Genomic DNA, 19,909 nt, shown 5'->3' on the forward strand with positions numbered 1-19,909 from the left:
AACCGTACAGTTCTTGTATCAAAAATGAACTACCAAATGGCTTATATAGTTCTAAGAATCTGTAAATCATAGGTATTACATTCTGGCATGTGATTGATAGTATACCGATAAGAATTTTCTCATGTGTAGTAGTCCACCTGGTATTTTTATACTGGGTGGCTTTTTAAAGAAAAACAAAAATTACTAAATTCTTAATCGTGGACAGAGTTATACCGAAAAAAACGTGGACAACCAAACGCCTGATGACTATTGGCGGAATATCAGCTTTGGTTCTTTTAATAGCGGGCAGTTTTTATTTCACATCCGGAAAATCAACGCTTAATGTTGATACTGAACGAATTACAATTAGCGAAATCAAAAAAGGTACTTTTCAGGAATCCATTCCCCAGAACGGCACTGTACTGCCCCTGACTACCATTTACCTGGTAACCACCGAAGGGGGCCGGGTATTGGAAAAATATGTGGAAGACGGAGCCGTCCTTAAAAAAGGCGATCCCATCCTTAAATTAGGAAATACCGAACTGGAATTGACCCTGGCCAACCAGGAGACCAATGTATTCAACCTCCTGACGCAGATGCAGATTGCCCGAACGAATGCCCAGCAGAATACGGTAGGCAAGCTGACGCAGATGGCAGATGTGGAAAGTTATTTTAAAGAAGCCGAAAGGGTTTATACCCTGGACAAAAAATTATACGAGCAAAAGGTGATCGGGTCCCAGGAATTCAAACAGGCAGAGAACAATTATAACTATTATTTGAGGAAAAGTACCCTGACCCAACAGATCCTTAAATCCGACAGCATTTCTGTAAACCAGCAGGCAGAGCAGGACAAACAGTCCTACCTGCGTGCTCAGAATACCCTGAGCATTCTTCGAAGAAGAGTCGGTGACCTTATCCTGCGTGCGCTGGTCGACGGGCAGTTGACTTCCCTGGACGCCGAAATCGGCCAATCCAAAACACCCGGAGCCACTCTTGGGCAGCTGGATGTACTGAACGGTTTTAAGGTCAGGTTACCCGATGTGGACGAACATTATATTTCCCGCATTTTTACCGGGTTGACCGGGACTTTTACCTTTAAGGAGAAACCCTATAAGCTGAAGATCATTAAAGTATATACCCAGGTGACAAATGCCCGTATCCAGGTAGATATGGATTTTGTCGGAGAAGTGCCCAAGGGCCTGCGTAAAGGACAAACCCTGCAGATCACGCTGGCTTTAAGCGATGAAACGACTGCCGTTCTTGTCCCTAAAGGTGGATTTTACCAGCAGACAGGAGGGAATTATATTTTCAAGGTCAGCGCGGATGGCAAAACCGCTTATAAAGTCGATATTCAACTCGGCCGGCAGAACACGGACTATTACGAGGTTTTACAGGGGCTGAGCCCGGGAGATAAGGTGGTCACTTCCAGTTATGAGAATTATGGGACTATGCAGGTATTGGTATTGAAAAAAGATTAAAAAAAAATTATGCTACTGAAATTTCTTTACACTGCCATCCTGCTCTTTGGAATAAACGATTTTGCTTCTTCCAATGAATTTGCAGGCACTAAGGAATGTACAGATCCAAAAGAATGCACAGATCCAAAAGAATGCACAGGTCCAAAAGACTGTACAGATCCAAAAGACTGTACAGATCCAAAAGAATGCACAGGTCCAAAGGAATGGGCGAATTCGACGGAATGCACAAGCCGCTGCAGCAAGGGGCTGACCTGTCCGTCGTCGCCAAAAGGAACCTCAGCCGTCAAACCCGTTATGCAGGTGAAGCATGTTATAATTGCTCCCTCCATGGCCATCCCCTCCTTAGCCATCCGGCCGGCAGAAGGAGGAAAAACCAAACAGGCAGAGACAAAGAGGGCAGGTGATGATATGGACAAACATCAGGAAGGGAACGGTAAAACCGGAGATTTTTCACCGCTTCTTGTTGCCCTGTATATTTAAAAAACATTATCTTTTAGCCAAATAAACCTACACATCATCTAAACAGTTTTAACTTAAACAGCATTAATATGATCAAGATCAGCGAACTCCAAAAAGTCTACCGCACTGAAGAAGTGGAAACGATAGCCCTGAACCGGCTCACCTTTGACGTGAAGGAAGGAGAATTTGTCGCAGTTATGGGTCCCTCAGGTTGCGGTAAATCAACCCTCCTTAATATTCTGGGTCTGTTGGACGATCCCGATGGCGGCAGCTTTTTATTCAACGGTACGGAAGTTGCGCATTTTAATGAACGCAAAAGAGCTGATCTGCGCAAACGAAATATCGGTTTCGTGTTCCAAAGCTTCAACCTCATCGACGAACTTACCGTATTTGAAAATGTGGAATTACCCCTGATCTACCTTGGCGTAAAAGGCCCTGAAAGAAAACAACGGGTGGAGGTCGTATTGGATAAGATGCAGATCATGCATCGCCGCAATCATTACCCTCAACAATTATCGGGTGGTCAGCAACAACGTGTTGCCGTTGCCAGAGCAGTGGTCAACAATCCCAAGTTGATCCTGGCCGATGAACCTACCGGTAACCTGGATTCATCCAACGGGAACGAGGTCATGCAATTGCTGACAGACCTCAATGAAAAAGGCACTACCATCATCATGGTTACACACTCCGAACATGATTCCCGTTACAGCCATCGTATTATACGCATGTTGGACGGACAGACAGTTACGGAGAATATCCTGGTTTAAGGTTTGTTTGCCAATGTTTTTTGTTTTGGGGCTTACGGGTCTTTTAATTTTTTACTATGCTTAAGAGCTATCTTAAAATAGCGTTTCGGAATATAACCCGAAACAGGGTTTATGCAGTCATCAACATCACAGGACTGGCTATCGGAATTGCCGCAAGTCTTTTGTTGTTTGTCGTGGTCCGTTATGAATTAAGTTATGATACCTTTCATTCAAAGGCCAGCCGGATCTATCGGGTAGTATCAAAAGATAAATATGCGGATGGCATTACCTATAACGGCGGTGTGCCGGTCCCGATGACCGATGCTTTACGTCAGGACTATCCGGAGGCAACCTTCGCTTCGATGACCAGTAACCTCGGTTGTCAGGTGACTATACCGGAGACAGGGGCAATAAAGGGTGCGCCCAACGATGGCTCCAATAAAAAATTCATTGAAAATACCGGTGTCTTTTTTATCGGGCCCCCCTTCTTTACCATCTTTGATTCGAAATGGCTGGCAGGCACTCCCGGCGTATTGGCATTTCCGGATAATGTGGTCCTGGATAAAAGCACCGCCATAAAGTATTTCGGCAGCTGGACGGAAGCTGTAGGCCGGAACTTAAAAATGGATAACCTGCTGACGCTGAAAGTGGCAGGAGTGATAGAGGATTATCCGGCAAACAGCGATTTTACACTGAAAGTGATAATCCCCTTTTTAACCCTTAAGCAACATGCCAAAGAATATCAATTACACGAGGACTGGAATACCCTCGGGAGCAACCACCAGGTTTTTCTGTTACTGCCCGAAAATCAGTCTGCCCAATCCGTTAACACCCGTTTAGCTACCGGTTTCATTAAGAAATATTATCCCGACAGAGCCCTGAGCATTTCTCAACGATCGCATTTTTTGCAACCCTTAAAGGACTTACATTTCGATAACCGGTTTGAGAACTTTGGGAACCATGTTACCGGCAAAACCACCCTTTGGACCCTTTCTCTGATCGGAATCCTGGCTATACTGATGGCCTCCATTAATTTCATCAATCTGGCTACAGCGCAGTCTGTCGGCCGTTCCAAAGAAGTGGGGATCCGTAAAGTATTAGGCAGCAACCGGCCCCAGCTTATTTTTCAGGTAATGGGTGAAACATTTCTGATCGTATTGAGTTCTGTATTGCTGGCCGTCCTGCTTTCCAAAATATCTCTGCCTTATCTGAAACATATTGCCAGCGTCCCTGAAACGATGCATTTGCTGAACGGCAGCAGTATCTTGTTCCTGTTGTTGGTCACAGCCCTTGTTACCCTGTTCTCCGGTTTATATCCTGCCTTGATCTTATCTGGTTTTAAACCGGTTCTTGCCCTGAAAAGCCGTATCACTTCCGCTACGCTTGGTGGTATATCCATGAGAAGAGTGCTGGTGATCACGCAATTCACTATTTCCCAGTTCCTGATCGTCGGCACCGTCGTTGCTGTCAGTCAGATGAATTTCGTGCATAACGCAGATCTGGGATTTAATAAGGAAGCAGTTCTGGTCATGCCCGGGCCTTCCGACAGTGCCAGCCTGCAAAAAATGAAATTTTTCAAAGAACAGTTATTACAGAACCCGGACGTAAACGCAGTTACCCTTACCGCAGATGAGCCCTCTTCCGATAATAACTGGAGTTCCAATTTTTATTTCAATCATTCTGAAAAAGATATTCCTTTCAACGCTTATCTGAAATTCGGAGACGCGGATTATTTTAAAACCTTCGGCATCCATTTTCTGGCTGGACAGCCTTACGCTCCCGGGGATACGGCCCGTGGAATCGTGATCAATGAAACCATGGCAAAAAAATTGGGAATCAAAGATCCGCAGCAGGCTATTGGAAAAGAAATGCGGCTGCTCATACCCGCCTGGCAACGGATCGTTGGTGTAGTAAAAGATTTTAAGACCAATTCACTGAGGGAGGAAGTAAAACCTCTTGTTATTACTGCCAATCTGAATTATAGCAGCCGAACCGCCATCAAAGTAAATACCGCTCATTTTTCCAGTACGATCGCTTCTATCCGGCAGCTTTGGGAAACTAATTTTCCCGACTATGTACGAAATGATTATTTTATCGACGATCATATTGCCGAATTTTACAATCAGGAAAATCAATTGGCCCTCATCTATAAGATTTTCACGGGCCTGGCCATTTTTATCTCCTGTCTCGGCTTGTATGGTTTAGTCTCCTTCATGGCCATGCAAAAAACAAGAGAAGTGGGTATCCGCAAAGTTTTGGGTGCTTCAGCCGGGAGCATTGTATACCTGTTTTCCAGGGAATTTACCCTGCTTATCGCAGCGGCCTTCCTTTTAGCCACTCCGGTTGCCTGGTACCTTATGAATAATTGGTTGAATAATTTTGCCTACCGGATCCACCTGGGTGCAGGCGTATTTTTAATCGCTCTTTTCAGCACCGTCCTGATCGCCTGGCTTACCGTGGGCTATAAGGCCATACGGGCCGCACTGGCTAATCCGGTTAAAAGCCTGAGAGCGGAATAGAATTGCCCAAGAGGAGAATTGATTATTACTAACAATCGTTAAAGCTAATCTCATGCTCAAGAATTATCTGAAGATCGCCGTCCGTAACCTGATGAAATATAAGTTTATTTCTTTCATCAACCTTTTTGGTCTTACCATCGGTATGGCCTGTTGCCTGCTCATCCTTACATATATTCTTCATGAGGTGAACTATGATAAATACAATAGCCGGGCCGACCGGATTTACCGGGTAACAAGGAGTTTTAACAACAAGGATGGTATCGTTTCCCTTCACCTGGGAGCCGTCGCCCCGCCCTTTGGCCCGCTTTTACAAAATGAATTTCCCGATATTCAGAAGATTACCAGGATTCTTCTTGCAGGGACAACGCCCATGCGTTACGAAGAAAAGATCTTCAATGAGAAAAATGTATATTTTGCCGATAACAATTTCTTCAGTGTTTTCGATGTAATCCTGACCAAAGGGAATCCTGCTACAGCCCTGGCTGACCCATTCAGCATTATGCTTACCGAGAATGCTGCCAGGAAATATTTCGGCAATGAAGATCCGATGAACAAGGTCATTCGTTTGAACAGCAAAAATAATTTTAAAGTAACCGGTATTTATAAGGACTTTCCTTCAACTGCCCACCTCCATCCGGAAATATTGTTATCCTTCAATACCCTCAAAGACAGCGCTATCTACGGAGAACATAATTTGCTCACCAATTGGGGCAATAACTCCTTTTTTACCTATCTCCTGTTCCCGAAGGATTATCCGGCAAAAAACCTGGAAGCGCAGTTCCCTGCCTTCCTGGATAAAAATATGCCTGCGGATTACGCAGGCCCGGGTTCCAAACCTTCGAAATTTACGAAACTCTATCTGCAAAAACTAACGGACATTCACCTTCGCTCTCATCTCGATGAGGAAATAGAAGAGAACAGCGATATCAGCCGGGTGTATATTTTTGGGGCCATCGCTCTTTTTATCTTACTGATCGCCTGCATCAATTATATGAACCTGTCCAGCGCCCGTTCTACTTTACGGGCTAAGGAGATCGGGATCCGTAAAGTAGCCGGAGCCTTAAGAAGCGAGATCATCACCCAATTTTTAAGCGAATCGGTCCTCATTGCCTGGCTGGCGATCCTGCTCTCCATCCTGTTGACCTGGTTTGGATTGCCCTGGCTCAATAAGCTCACCGGTCTGACGCTTGGCATACAAAGCCTTTTGAATGCCAGGGTATTGGTGCCGCTGTTCCTGGCTCCCTTTTTCATCGGGATAATTTCCGGAATTTACCCCGCTCTGTTCATGTCTTCATTCCAGCCCTCGAAAGTCCTGAAGGGGCTGTTCAAGGCCGGAGGAAAAAACATTTCTTTCCGCAAAGTGCTGGTCGTGACCCAATTCTCTATTTCCATCATCCTGATCATCAGTACGGCTATCGTTTTCCAGCAATTGCATTTTATGCAGCAAAAATCGCTTGGATTCGACAAGGAACGTATCGTAACCATGTTGTATGACAATGGCCTGGATAAAACCTATGAGACCTTTCGCACCGAACTGCTGAGCAATTCCAATATAAAAAATGCGACGCGCTCCTCCCGGATCCCCAGTGGGCGGCTGCTGGACGAGCAGGGCGCATCCACCGAAAGCGGGGATTCCCTGAGACCGGTAAATGCGGATATAAAGTTCCTGGCCACCGACTATGATTTTCTTTCGTCTTATGGAATTCCTGTCGTTGCCGGAAGGGATTTCTCCCGGGAATACGGAACGGATAGCAACTCCTTTCTGTTGAATGTTGCCGCTACCGAAGCCCTTGGTATGCGTCATCCACAGGAAGCCGTAGGGAAAAATTTCGAATATGGCGGTACAAAAGGAAAGGTGGTTGGAATCATAGGAGATTTTCATTTTGAATCCATGCACCAGCCTATTGTACCAATGATCATGATGATGCCTGCAGCCAGCCAGGGTTTCTATTCACGCATATCTTTAAAAATTGCAGGGGGAAATACAACAGCGGCCCTTGCCCACCTGGAAAAGACCTGGAAACGATTCCTGCCGGAAACGCCTTTTGATTATACCTTCCTCGATGAAAAGTTCGATGAGTTATATAAATCCGAACAAAGACAGGGCAGTCTTTTTACTATTTTTTCGGGTATTGCTATCTTCATAGCCTGCCTGGGTCTATTTGGATTGTCCGCCTTTGCCATTACCCAACGAATAAAAGAGATCGGCATTCGTAAAGTCCTTGGAGCCAGTGTTGGCAGCATCGTGGGGTTGTTATCGAAGGACTTCCTGCTTCTCGTTCTCATAGCCGCCCTGATCGCCTTTCCGGTTGCCTGGTATACCATGGATAAATGGCTGGGGGATTTCGCCTACCGGACATCCATTCAGTGGTGGGTATTTTTGATCGCGGGCATCCTGGCGGCAGCCGTGGCACTTATCACCATTAGCTTCCAGGCAATCAGGGCCGCCGTGTCCAACCCGGTAAAAAGCCTGCGATCTGAATAAAACCTCCTGTCCCCTAAAGGGGGAAAAAGTAAGAACAAAAACATACTCTTTTAAAAAGTAATAATATACAATAACCATGTTCAAAATCAGTTCCCCCTTTAGGGGGACAGGGGGTTTTAAGATTGGCTGGCGCAACCTTCGACGGCACAAGGCTTATACGGGGATCAATATCGCAGGTCTTTCCCTGGGCCTTGCCTGTGCCATTCTTATTTTTACCCTTATCCGTTTTCACCTGAGCTTTGATACTTTCCATCCGGCTGGAGACAGGATATACCGGGTCATCACCGAATTCCACGAGGATAAGATCGATTATCAATCTGCGGTGCCCCAACCCCTTGGCAAGGCCTTCCGCAATGATTATACCTTCGCTGAAAAAACAGCAAGGGTTGTAGCCTATCACAATTGCCTGATCACTCTTCCCACCGAAAAAGAAGTAAAAAAGTTTAGGGAGGAGGATAAGATCGCCTTCGCAGAGTCATCTTTTTTTGAAATATTTAATTTTCCCCTGGCACAGGGTGATCAACGAACCGCCTTGCTTAATCCCCATTCTGCTGTAGTAACGCAAACTATCGCCAATAAATATTTCGGCAGGGAATCACCCATCGGTAAGACCATCCGGCTGGATAGCAAGACCGATTTTACCATCACCGGTATATTAAAAGATATACCTGCCAATACCGATCGTAAACAGGAGATCTATCTTTCCTATGATAATTTAAAGGATTACAGCAGCTGGATTGGAAGTGACAGCAGTTGGGGAGCCGTTTATAGCGGCAGTATGTGTTTTGTCCGCCTCAAGCCCGGAATGAGCCCGGCGACCGTAGATAAAGCCTTTACCGGTTTTAGTTCAAAATATTACCAGGGAAGGGATGCGAAGATCTGGCAATTTAAATTGCAGCCGCTTTCCGATATTCATTTCAATTCGGAGTTCGATGGCTCCGCAGACAAAAAATATTTATGGGCCCTGGGTTTCATCGGCCTGTTCCTGATCATTACCGCCTGTGTTAACTTTGTCAATCTCGCCACCGCCCAGGCTTTAAACCGGTCTAAGGAGGTCGGCATACGGAAAGTTCTGGGCAGCCTGCGTTCCCAGCTTTTCTGGCAATTCATCGCTGAGACGACCCTGATCACCGGCTTTGCCTTATTGCTGGCCTACGGACTATCGCTGATCGCCCTTCCTTCTCTTAACCAATTGCTGAAGACCAAAATGACTCTTCGGCTTTTCAGTGACTGGTCTTTATCTGTATTCCTGGCAGCAATTTCCCTGATGGTCATTTTCTTGTCGGGCTCCTACCCTGGTCTCGTCCTGTCCAGGTTCCAGCCTGCACTGGCCCTTAAAAGCAAATTGTCGCAGGCTCATATAGGAGGATTTTCCCTTCGCCGGATTTTGGTCGTAGCCCAGTTCACGATCTGCCAGATCCTTATCATCGGAACGATTGTAATTGCCTCCCAGGTCCATTATTCAAAAAATATCGACCTTGGATTTAATAAGGAGGCGATTGTAACCCTGCCCATTCCTGTCGGGGATAAAACGAAGATGAATACCCTGCGCGACCAGCTGGCTGCGGTCTCCGGAGTTGAAAAGATCACCCTTTGTCATCAGCCTCCTGCCTCAGGCAGCAACAGCAATACAGGGATCCGGTATGATAATCGTGCCGAAGACGAACATTGGTCCATCAACATGAAAGGAGCCGATGATAAATATCTCAATACCTTCGGATTGAAACTGGTCGCCGGAAGGAACTTTTTTCCTTCCGATACGACCCGTGAATTTGTGGTCAATGAGACCTTTGTGAAAAAATTAAATCTTCCCTCTCCGCAGGAAGTGATCGGCAAACGTATCAGCATCAACGGCGGTACCATCTCTGCCCCAATAGTAGGAGTAGTGAAGGATTTTCATAATTACTCTCTCCACAATGAGATCGCCCCGATCTGTATGATGGCCGGATATGATTACTATGAGAATTGCAGTATCAGGATTAATCTGGCCAATACAAGGCCGGCATTGGCTTCCTTCGAGAAGATCTGGAACGGGATCTATCCGGAGTACCTGTTCGCTTATCATTTTCTGGATGACCGGATTGCTGAGTTTTATGAAACGGATACCATGATGCTGACCCTGGTTGAAGTATTTGCCGGAATAGCCATCCTCATCGGTTGTCTGGGTCTCTATGGATTGGTTTCCTTTATGGCCCTGCGTAAGACCAAGGAGATCGGTGTGAGAAAAGTTTTGGGGGCCAGCCTGATGAATATTCTTTGGTTATTCGGTAAAGAGTTCAGCCGTCTGTTGGTCATCGCCTTTGCTATCGCCGCGCCTCTTGCCGGCTGGGTCATGTACAGGTACCTGCAGGATTTTAAATACAGGATACAGATCGGGGCCTGGATCTTTGCCCTGGCCATCCTGGCAACTTTCCTGATCGCAGCCCTGACCGTAGGTTACCGCTCCCTTCGGGCAGCGCTGACCAATCCCGTGAAAAGTCTTAGGTCCGAGTAGATCCCATCTGGTTTGAATAGGGAATAGCTACGATTGCCGCAAAAAAACAAGTCATCACTACTATGTTAAATACGCATTTGAAACCGGCCCTGCGAAATTTCCGGAAATACCCGGTTTTTTCTCTGATCAATCTTGCCGGTTTATCTATCGGGATGGCTGCCTCTTTTATCCTGTTGATCTATTCACAACGGGAAATGAGTTGTGACCGGCATTTCCGGGATGCGGACAGGATAGTCCGGATCGGCACTGACTTTTTTAACATGGGAGGGTTTGCCAAAAGTCAATCCCTGCTTAAAGAACTGCTGACTGCTTCCTGTAAGGACGTTCAATATGCAACCTCCTTTGATCGTTCAGGCGTAGAGATTCCCGTTCGCTCCGGCCAGCAGGATCGTGCATTTACGGATATTTATCCATATTATATCGACCCTGTCTTTTTCAGGGTCTTTTCTTATCCGGTCAGCGCAGGGGCTATTCCGCAGGAAGGACTGGCGCCCGGGGAGACTATTCTTTCAGAAAGTTATGCCAAACGTTTCTTTTCCGGGACAGATCCCATCGGAAGGACCATCCTTATCGGAAAAGAGAAAAAACCGTTTACCGTCATTGCCGTCCTGAAGGAAGGTTTTGAAAAATCCCACCTCGATCCACAGGTGCTGTTACCGCTGGAGCCTGCCATAGTTTCCTCTCCAACCATCAACTGGTCTTCAGCATCTGTATACAATTATGTAAAATTAAAAGAGAAGGGATCGGTAGCTGGTTTAAAAAGCTGGCTGGACCGCCTGCTGGAAAAAGGCGTCTACCCTTCCGGCAGCACATCGGTCTCCTTCGCACAATGGAAAGAAGGAAACACTGCCGTAAAATTCCTGATCCAGCCGTTGACCGGTATTTATTTCCATTCCGATCTGAAATTCGAATTATCCCCAGGTGGCAATTTAACCCAGGTAAGGTTATTAGGAACGATCAGTATCTTCCTTATTTTACTGGCGATCATCAATTATGTGAATCTGGTTACCGCCCGTTCTTCCATCCGTTCCAGGGAGATGGGCATCAAAAAAGCCTTCGGGGCATCCCGAAAAGATCTTGTTACCCAGATCCTCCTGGAATCTTTATTGTTCAGCTTTCTGGCTATGTTCCTGGCTTGCGGTCTGATACAGGTCATCCTTTTTTTCTATCAATCCGCCACAGGCTCAGTCCTTACAGGGCCACTCTCTCTTCTCAAGGTTCATTATGCCTGGCTGATCTTTTTCTCTCTTTCTACAGGATTTCTGGCAGGCATTTATCCTGCCTTTTATCTTACCGCATTTAAACCCCTGCTATCCATCCGGCCACTTGTCAGGCTGCCCGGAAAAAACAATTTCCGGATACGTAATATCCTGGTTCTTATTCAGTTCACCCTTGCGGCCTCCCTGATCTTCGTCTCCTTTGTCGTATACGGTCAAATACAGTATATGAAAAACAAGGATAAAGGTTTCCGGGGGGAGGGTGTAGTACTGATCGAGAATGCAGGCGCCCTGAACCAAAGGGCCCTTGCCTTTCAACATTACCTGGAACAACAGTCCCAGGTAATAAGCACCAGTTTCTGCAACCGGACCCCTGGGGGCAACAGCATCTGGATGTATACTTACCGTACCGCATCTATGAAAGAAGATATGACCCTTCAGACCTTTCCCGTCGATGATAAATATATTGCCACCCTGGGAATGCGCCTGACCAATGGAAGAAATTTTGATAAAAAACGTATAACGGATACCAATGCCCTGATCCTGAATGAATCGGCCGTGGCCGCCCTTGGATTATTCGATCCCGTAGGCGCTTCGATCAATGGAGATCAGCGGGTCATCGGGGTGGTAAAAGACTTTAATTTTGCTTCTCTCCGGGAAAAGATCGGGCCTGTCGTTCTGCGGTATTCCCCAAATGGAAATGCCCTTGCTGTTAAGATCAGCGGCGGACAGACCAGCGCCTTTCTGGACCTGCTGATAAATGCAGGAAAAGAATTTATGCCGGAAGAACCGCTTAAGATCAGTTTCCTGGATGATAATTTCGCCAAACTGGGCCGGAAAGAAAAACTCATGGGCAATGCCCTCAGCTTTTTTACCATCCTGGCCATCTTTCTGGCCACGTTAGGCCTTACCGGGCTAATTCTGTTTACCATAGAGAACCGAACGAAAGAGATCGGTATCCGAAAAGTGCTGGGGGCAAAACTTCCCGATCTTCTTGGTTTGGTGTCGGGAGATTTTATCCGGTTGGCGGTACTCTCTTCCCTGATCGCCTTTCCCCTGAGCTGGTGGCTGGTGCATCAGTGGCTGGAAAATTTTGCCTATCGTATTTCTGTAGGTTTCCAGACTTTTTTTCTAACCGAATCCATCCTTCTGGTCATTGCCTTTTCTGTCATCGGTCTGTTGACATTGGGTACCGCCCTGGCTAGTCCCGCGAAAAGTCTGAGAACGGAATAATGGAGAATGTACACCTGAGTACACCCGATCGCCCGTTCATGTAGCCGGAAAAAAGGACTCAAGGGGTGTATCAAAAACGGACAGTTCTTGTATCGAAAACGAACTATCTTCTATGTAATTGATAGATAGTATATTGTGTATCACTGAGTAACACGCTGGCATGTTATTCACAGACATATAGACCAGCAATTAAAAAGCTAATTTTTTATGTATGATTGAATTAAAGCGCATATCGAAATGGGTAATGGTCGGCGGGAAACCAAATTTTATTCTGAAAGATATCAATCTTCATATCGGGGAAGGCGAGTTCGTTTCCATAATGGGTCCATCCGGTTCGGGAAAATCCAGTCTGCTGAATATTATCGGAATGCTGGATGATGCATCGGAAGGAGAATATTTTTTCATCGACCAGAGTGTACATACGTTGAAGGAAAAACATCGTTCGCAATTGTACAAACAATATATCGGATTTGTATTCCAGGCTTACCACCTCATCGATGAACTAACGGTTTATGAAAATATTGAGACCCCGCTCATCTATCAGAATATCAAATCTTCCGAACGTCAGGCCATGGTGGCAGATATACTCGATCGATTTCAGATTGTAGGTAAAAAAGATCTTTTCCCGGCTCAGCTTTCCGGCGGCCAGCAACAATTAGTGGGAATTGCCCGGGCCCTGATCGGCAAACCCAAATTATTACTGGCAGATGAACCAACCGGTAACCTGAATTCCAAACAGGGTGAAGAAATCATGGATTTATTCAAACAACTGAACCAGGAAGGAGTAACGATTATACAGGTGACCCATTCGGAAAAAAATGCTGCTTACGGATCGAGGATCATCAACCTTTTGGATGGCCGTGTCGATAATGGTTAATCGCAGAACAAAACACCAAAAGGAAAAGAACACGAAGCAGAACAAACGTAAATAAAGCGTAAAATGTAATTATGGAAAAGAAGGCGATTCTTTATTTATTAATGGTTGTACTATTGTCCCTGAACAAGGCCCATGCACAAAACAAAACAAACACCACAAATAATACCGGCTCTCCGGAAATAGGCAGTTCGCTCAGCATCCGACAGGCCGTCGATATTGCCATCAAAAACAATCTCCTGGTCAACCAGGCCGATCTGTTGTCCCAAACTGGTAGAACAAACCTCAATCAGGCCTGGGATAATCTGCTGCCTTATGTTGCAGCTCAGGCCACTCAGGGAATTGGTTTTGGACGCAGTCTTATTACCCAATCCTATACCTATACCGACGAGCAGACGGTTTCCGGAAATTATTCGGCAAATGCCAATCTGACCCTGTTCAGCGGATTGAGTTTGCAAAATAGCATACGTCAGTATAATTATGCCTATAAAGCCACCAAAATGGATCTGCAGCAGCAAAAGGACAATATTACCTTGAGTGTGTTGCTGGCTTACCTGCAGGTCCTAAGCAGCCAGGACCTCCTGAATATCTCCCGTGAACTGGCCGGTATCGATGACAAACAAGTGCAACGATTGCAGGGCCAGAATAAAGAAGGTGCGCTGCTTTTACTCTCCAATCTTACCGATCTCAGAGGGCAATACGCCGGAGACCAGGCCAATCTGGCTATTGCTGCGGGTAACCTGGAATCGGCAAAGATCAATCTCTTTCAATTGCTGAATATCCCTTATAAGAGGGAGCTCGAATACGACCGCAGCGCTTTGTTGCTTCAGCTGAATGATTACCAGGAAAATCCGGACAGCATATATCAGACGGCCCTGCATACCCTCCCATCTATTAAATCCGCAGATCTGAGGATCTTATCCTATCAGAAAGCGCTGGCTGCAGCCAGGGGACTGTACTATCCAACCCTTTCTTTTTATGCCAACGTCAATTCCTATTATTCCAATGCGGCCCCCCCAACCCAGATCCCAACAGGAAAAACAGATTTAATAACAGGGAATATCGTTACCGTAGGTGGTACGCAATATGATGTTATAGCTCCCCAGCAGCAACAATATAGCAACCAGAATCCAAGCTGGGGCGATCAGTTCAAGAACAACAGGCAAACGTCCCTGGGCCTGCAGCTCAACATTCCCATTTTAAATTTCCTCAGGGCCAGGAATAATGTTAAAATGGCAAAGATCAATCTCCGGAATACCGAGATCAATGCCAATTCCACCCGCCTGTTATTACAGCAGAGCGTCGAACAAGCCTATCAGAATATGATATCCTCTTATAAACAATATAAGTCTTATATCGATCAGGCGGCTGCTTATAACGAATCGTTCCGGACCACCGAGATCCGGTTCAATGAGGGAGTGATCAATTCTGATGTTTATGTGATTGCCAAGAACAATTCGGACAGGGCTAATATAAGTCTCGCACAGGCCAAATACACCTATATTTTCCGGACCAAGGTCCTGGATTATTATCAGGGAAGATTGAGCTTGCAAATGCCCTGATAACCTTAATTTCGACAAATCCTGCAGATGGCCTGCAAATGGTCAGCATAAGCCTGTCCTGACCAGGAAATTCTAATCCAGCCAATCCCTGAGATGACCGGCAATATCCGGGCCTTCCACCATAAAACCGTCATGCCCATAAGCGGAATCGATTTCAACCAGGGTGGCATCAGGCATATGGGAAGCAATAAAACGTTGCTCTTCCACCGGACAAAGTATGTCGCTGCCAATTCCGATGATCAGCGTTTTCCGGGTTATAGCCTCCAGTATTTCCGTCATTTTCTTATGACGGCCCCTGGCCAGTTGATGACTGTCCATAGCCTTGGTAAGCAGCCAATAACTATAGGCTGAGAAACGGCTGACCAGTTTATCCCCCTGGTAATTTATGTAGGAAGCAGCCTTAAAATGGTCTAGTTTTTCTTTGTCCGGATCGGTTTGTTTCCGGACCATGATACCGTAATTACGATAGGTAAGTATCCCAATGGCCCTTGCCGCCTTAAGGCCGTTCCGTCCGGCATCGGCAGTCTCTTCCTTCCACGTGGCATCTGCCTCGATCGCAAGCCGCTGCGCGGCATGAACGGCGATACCCCATGCGCTTTCCGAAGGAGAAGTGGCGATGAGGAATAATCTTTCAATCACTTCTTTTTCCATTACGCTCCATTCCAAAACCTGGTACCCCCCCATGCTTCCCCCCATCAACAGGTGAATCTTTTTAATTCCCAGGTGTTTGCGCAGCAAAATATGGGCATTGACCATATCCCGGATGGTGACCTGGGGGAAATGGCTAAAATAAGGCTTTCCGGTCCGGGGATCCTCTTCCATGGGCCCGGTACTGCCATAGCAGGAGCCCAGGATATTAGCGCAGACGATAAAATGCCGCGAAGGGTCGACAGGTCCTCCCGGACCGACCACTCCCGGCCACCAATGGGCAACGTCGGAATTGGCCGTAAGGGCATGACATACCCAAATTATATTGCTTCCCTCTTCATTTATCTGACCATATGTATGATAGGCAATCCTAATACCAGACAGCGATTGCCCGGATTCCAGGTCAAAAGACTGCTCATAATGATAATATTTCATTCGCCGGTTTCTCTATTTCGATGCAAATTAAGCGTATAGGTGAATTACATTTGCAAAAATCTTTTTTATGATACAGATTGAGGTTAACAGGGTAAACGGGGACTTTGGATTCGAAGCCAGGGATTCGTCCGGTCATATCGCCAGGATGGACAGCAGCCCGGAGACCGGGGGGTTGAATTTCGGCATCCGCCCTATGCAAATGCTGTTGATGGGTCTCGGAGGCTGCAGCGGCATCGATATCCTCTCCATCTTAAAGAAGCAGCGGCAGGTGGTCGAAGGCTTCCATATGCTTGTAGAAGGTGAAAGAGAACCCGGAAAGGAGCCATCCCTCTGGCAAAACATTCATTTGGTCTTTGAATTAAAAGGGAAGATCGATCCGGATAAAGCTCAAAAAGCCTGCGAACTATCTATGGATAAATATTGTTCAGTTGCAGCCACCTTAAAGGAGGCCCGTTGTCAAATAAGTTGGGAAGTCCGGATCGTGGATTAGCCTGGTCGTTTATAATCCTTCAAAATTCATAACCATTCAAAATTTATAGTCATTCAACATTCATCGTAAACATTATACAGTTTTTATATGTCACTACATCGCATAACCAAGGCCATACGGATCCGTACTGACCGCACTGATGAAAGAGAACATTCATCCCCCCTGTACCTGACCAGCAGTTTTGTTTTTGACGACGCAGAGCAAATGCGCGCGGCTTTTGCAGATGAGACGGATGATAATATATACAGCCGGTTCAGTAATCCTTCCGTACAGGAGTTTGTAGATCGTATGTGTGCCCTGGAAGGCGCTGAAGCAGGTTTTGCTACGGCCTCGGGCATGAGCGCAGTAGTCGCCTCTTTTATGGGTCTTCTGAAGAAAGGAGATCACCTGATCTCCTGCAATGCCATTTTCGGGAGTACCCATACCGTCATAACCAAATACCTTCCGAAGTTCGGGATCGAATATACCTATGTAAATGCCGGTGATCCGGACCAGTGGGAAGCCGCCATTCGTCCGAATACGAAGATGATCTATATGGAGACCCCCACCAACCCGGGACTCGATATCATCGATCTGGAAGCAGCCGGTAAGATCGCAAGCAAACACAAACTGATCCTGAATGTAGATAATTGTTTCGCCACTCCTATCGGCCAAACGCCGATCCAATACGGAGCCGATCTGGTCGTTCATTCCGCAACCAAATGGATCGACGGACAGGGGCGGGTATTGGGAGGAGTCATTCTTGGGAAAAAAGAACTGATTAAGGAGATCTATCTGTATTGCCGCAGCACGGGTCCCTCCTTGTCGCCCTTTAATGCCTGGATCCTGAGCAGAAGCCTGGAAACCCTGGATGTACGCATGGAGAGACATGCCTCCAATGCCCTTTTTATTGCCAGTGCCCTGGAGACCCATCCAAAAATTTCCTGGCTGAGATATCCTTTTTTACCCAGCCATCCCCAGTATGCCATTGCTAAGCGTCAGATGAACAGTGGCGGAGGTATATTCTGCTTTGAATTAAAAGGAGGTCTGGAAAGTGGAAGGAAGTTCCTGGATAACCTGGAAATGCTTTCAAAAACCGCTAATCTGGGTGATACCCGCAGCATCGCCTCTCATCCGGCCAGTACAACACATGCCAAGCTGACGCCGGAAGAAAGACAAGCCGTCAATATCACTCCTGGTCTTATCCGCATTTCCGTCGGTCTGGAACATAAGGATGATATCCTTCAGGATATTCTGCAAACGCTGGAGAAAATATAAAAAATTGCCACAGGCTCATTCTTTCCCCCCTTTAGGGGGTGGGGGGTTAATCCCCCCAGATTTCATCCTTCCCGGCCAACCAGGATTTCACGAGTTCGGTGGTTACGGATTTCGGTCTTTCCAAAGGGAGACCTAAGGCCCGGTCCCAGCATAGACTGGCTAGTACTCCCAAGGCCCGGCTAACCCCGAACAGGACGGTATAGAACTCATATTCAACCATGCCGTAATGAACCAGCAGGGCGCCGCTATGGGCATCCACATTCGGCCAGGGGTTCTTGATCTTTCCCAGGGACTGAAGAATGGGAGGTACTGTTTCATAGATATTCCATACGGTTTGAACCAGGGAATCGTCTTTGATATGTTTCTTACCAAATTCCATCTGAGCGGTAAACCGTGGGTCCGTCTTACGCAATACGGCATGACCATAACCGGGAACTACTTTTCCTTCATTCAGGGTCTTGCGGACATAGTCTCCGATCTGCTCCGGACTGGGTAATTCCACTCCCAGCTCCTGCCGCATTTCCAGGATCCATTTGATCACTTCCTGGTTAGCCAGACCATGCAAAGGGCCGGCCAGTCCATTCATCCCCGCGGCAAGGCTCAAATACGGATCGGCCAGAGCGGATCCCACCAAATGGGTAGTATGGGCGCTCACATTTCCTCCCTCATGATCTGCATGAATGGTCATGTACAACCGCATCAGTTCCCGGAAGGTCTCATCCTCATATCCGAGCATATGGGCAAAATTACCTGCCCAATCCAGCAAACCATTGGGATGGATGTGATCCTCACCCTTATATTTTCTACGATATATATAGGCGGCCACACGGGGAAGACGGGCGATGAGGTCCATGGAATCGTCAAAAACAGCCTCCCAGTAGTCCTTTTTATTCATTCCTGCAGCATATCTTTCTGCAAATTTGCTTTCCGTCTGAAGTGCCATAATGGCTATTACAAACTGCGTCATGGGATGAGTGGCAATCGGTAAGGCCTCGATCGCTGCAAATACGTGATTGGGCACATGGCTGCGCCGCTGCCAGTTAGCAGTGATCTGTTGCACATCCTCATCCGTCGGTAATTCACCCAGCAGCATTAAATGAAATAATCCTTCCGGCAAAGGTTCCGTCCCACCTTGCGCCTTGGGCAATTTGGTCTGTAAATCCGGTATGGAGTATCCACGGAACCGGATCCCTTCCTGGGCATCCAATAAGGATGTTTCCGTCACCAGACCCGTAATTCCCCGCATTCCCTGGTAGATCTGAGAAAGGGTAACTTCTCCTATTTTCTTATTTCCATGCTCTTTTAATAAATCCTTGATCTCAGCTGCCACAGCATCCGCTTTTGATTTAAACCTGTCCTTTATTACTGCCATATCGAAACTATTTTAATGTTCTTTCGGATTGAAGAGTTTGTTAGGTCATACGGCTATTATTTAATTTAGCCATATGCCCGGATCTCTCTAATGATGGCCCTTCGGGCAGGGAACCCGTGGTTCCCAGCGAACGGTTCTGACACGGGTAAAGTTAGGCCAAGGATCGTTGTAGAACAAATGATTAGCCAAACATTATTTGGGAGTTTTAAAGTATAACCAGATCGCCACGAAACTAAATATGATGTTAGGCAGCCAGGCGGCCAGCATGGGAGGAAGATTTCCCTTTGAAGAAAAGGTAACCGAAAACTTGTCCATCACGACGAAAAGGGAGGCGGTAACGATACCAAATGCCAGGTGAAGACCGCTACCTCCCCTGATCTTACGGGAGGAAACTACGGCCCCGATAAGGGTCATAATGATCACTGAAAAAGGTGTAGCATCCCTGCGGTAACGTTCCACCTTAAAAGTATTCAGGCCCTCCGAACCTCTGATCTCTTCCATATGGATGAACTGTTTTAACTCCGGTGAGGTAAGTTTATCTTTAAGATAATCGTCCCTTCTGAGTTCCTTTGGAAGCACATTCAGGTTCACATGCAGGGTATCGATCTTTGCGACTGTTTCTTTGATCCCGTCAATTTTCCGCTCGATTATGGTAGTCAGC

14 protein-coding genes are annotated in these 19,909 nt (G+C 46.6%); 11 read left to right on the forward strand and 3 right to left on the reverse strand.

The genetic code is table 11. The features are described 5' to 3' along the window. The first annotated feature begins 197 nt into the window (after positions 1–197). From ACX0G9_RS27410 to ACX0G9_RS27450, 9 genes are all read left to right on the forward strand, one after another. Positions 198–1,457, forward strand: a complete 1,260-nt coding sequence (locus ACX0G9_RS27410) for an efflux RND transporter periplasmic adaptor subunit (RefSeq protein WP_459068171.1) — start codon at positions 198–200, stop codon at positions 1,455–1,457. Between the two features lie 9 nt (positions 1,458–1,466). After that, the gene (locus tag ACX0G9_RS27415) at positions 1,467–1,937 is read left to right on the forward strand and encodes a hypothetical protein (protein ID WP_459068172.1); all 471 of its coding nucleotides are present in this window, start codon (positions 1,467–1,469) and stop codon (positions 1,935–1,937) included. A 68-nt stretch (positions 1,938–2,005) separates the two neighbouring features. After that, positions 2,006–2,683 carry an ABC transporter ATP-binding protein gene (locus ACX0G9_RS27420; RefSeq protein ID WP_459068173.1) on the forward strand — a complete coding sequence of 226 codons (678 nt, stop codon included), beginning with the start codon at positions 2,006–2,008 and terminating at the stop codon, positions 2,681–2,683. A gap of 56 nt (positions 2,684–2,739) precedes the next feature. Beyond that, on the forward strand, positions 2,740–5,181 hold the full coding sequence (locus ACX0G9_RS27425) for an ABC transporter permease (RefSeq protein ID WP_459068174.1): 2,442 nt from the start codon (positions 2,740–2,742) through the stop codon (positions 5,179–5,181). A gap of 52 nt (positions 5,182–5,233) precedes the next feature. Further along, positions 5,234–7,666 carry an ABC transporter permease gene (locus ACX0G9_RS27430; protein WP_459068175.1) on the forward strand — a complete coding sequence of 811 codons (2,433 nt, stop codon included), beginning with the start codon at positions 5,234–5,236 and terminating at the stop codon, positions 7,664–7,666. 76 nt (positions 7,667–7,742) lie between these two features. Next, positions 7,743–10,160, forward strand: a complete 2,418-nt coding sequence (locus tag ACX0G9_RS27435) for an ABC transporter permease (RefSeq protein WP_459068176.1) — start codon at positions 7,743–7,745, stop codon at positions 10,158–10,160. 62 nt (positions 10,161–10,222) lie between these two features. Further along, the gene (locus ACX0G9_RS27440) at positions 10,223–12,610 is read left to right on the forward strand and encodes an ABC transporter permease (protein WP_459068177.1); all 2,388 of its coding nucleotides are present in this window, start codon (positions 10,223–10,225) and stop codon (positions 12,608–12,610) included. Between the two features lie 211 nt (positions 12,611–12,821). After that, positions 12,822–13,487 (forward strand): ABC transporter ATP-binding protein, encoded by a 666-nt coding sequence (locus ACX0G9_RS27445; protein ID WP_459068178.1) that lies wholly within the window; start codon positions 12,822–12,824, stop codon positions 13,485–13,487. Positions 13,488–13,558: 71 nt separating this feature from the next. Continuing rightward, positions 13,559–15,046: a TolC family protein gene (locus ACX0G9_RS27450; protein ID WP_459068179.1), complete on the forward strand. Its 1,488-nt coding sequence runs from the start codon at positions 13,559–13,561 to the stop codon at positions 15,044–15,046. A gap of 72 nt (positions 15,047–15,118) precedes the next feature. On the opposite strand, the gene metX is transcribed toward ACX0G9_RS27450, so the two are convergent. After that, positions 15,119–16,129 (reverse strand): homoserine O-acetyltransferase MetX, encoded by a 1,011-nt coding sequence (gene metX, locus ACX0G9_RS27455; protein ID WP_459068180.1) that lies wholly within the window; start codon positions 16,127–16,129, stop codon positions 15,119–15,121. 67 nt (positions 16,130–16,196) lie between these two features. On the opposite strand from metX, the gene ACX0G9_RS27460 reads away from it, so the two are divergent. Together ACX0G9_RS27460 and ACX0G9_RS27465 are read left to right on the forward strand one after the other, a co-directional pair. Further along, positions 16,197–16,619, forward strand: coding sequence for an OsmC family protein (locus tag ACX0G9_RS27460; protein ID WP_459068181.1), 423 nt, complete (start codon positions 16,197–16,199; stop codon positions 16,617–16,619). 87 nt (positions 16,620–16,706) lie between these two features. Next, entirely contained in the window at positions 16,707–17,876 is a 1,170-nt protein-coding gene (locus ACX0G9_RS27465) for a trans-sulfuration enzyme family protein (RefSeq protein WP_459068182.1), read from the forward strand. Positions 17,877–17,922: 46 nt separating this feature from the next. Here the strand turns inward: ACX0G9_RS27465 and ACX0G9_RS27470 are convergent, their stop codons facing one another. Together ACX0G9_RS27470 and ACX0G9_RS27475 are read right to left on the reverse strand one after the other, a co-directional pair. After that, a complete protein-coding gene (locus ACX0G9_RS27470) occupies positions 17,923–19,248 on the reverse strand; it encodes a citrate (Si)-synthase, eukaryotic (RefSeq protein WP_459068183.1) in 1,326 nt (441 codons plus the stop codon). A gap of 192 nt (positions 19,249–19,440) precedes the next feature. Next, on the reverse strand, positions 19,441–19,909 hold a 469-nt coding region (locus ACX0G9_RS27475), incomplete at its 5' end, for an LptF/LptG family permease (protein WP_459068184.1).

The organism is Flavitalea flava, from assembly GCF_054461575.1.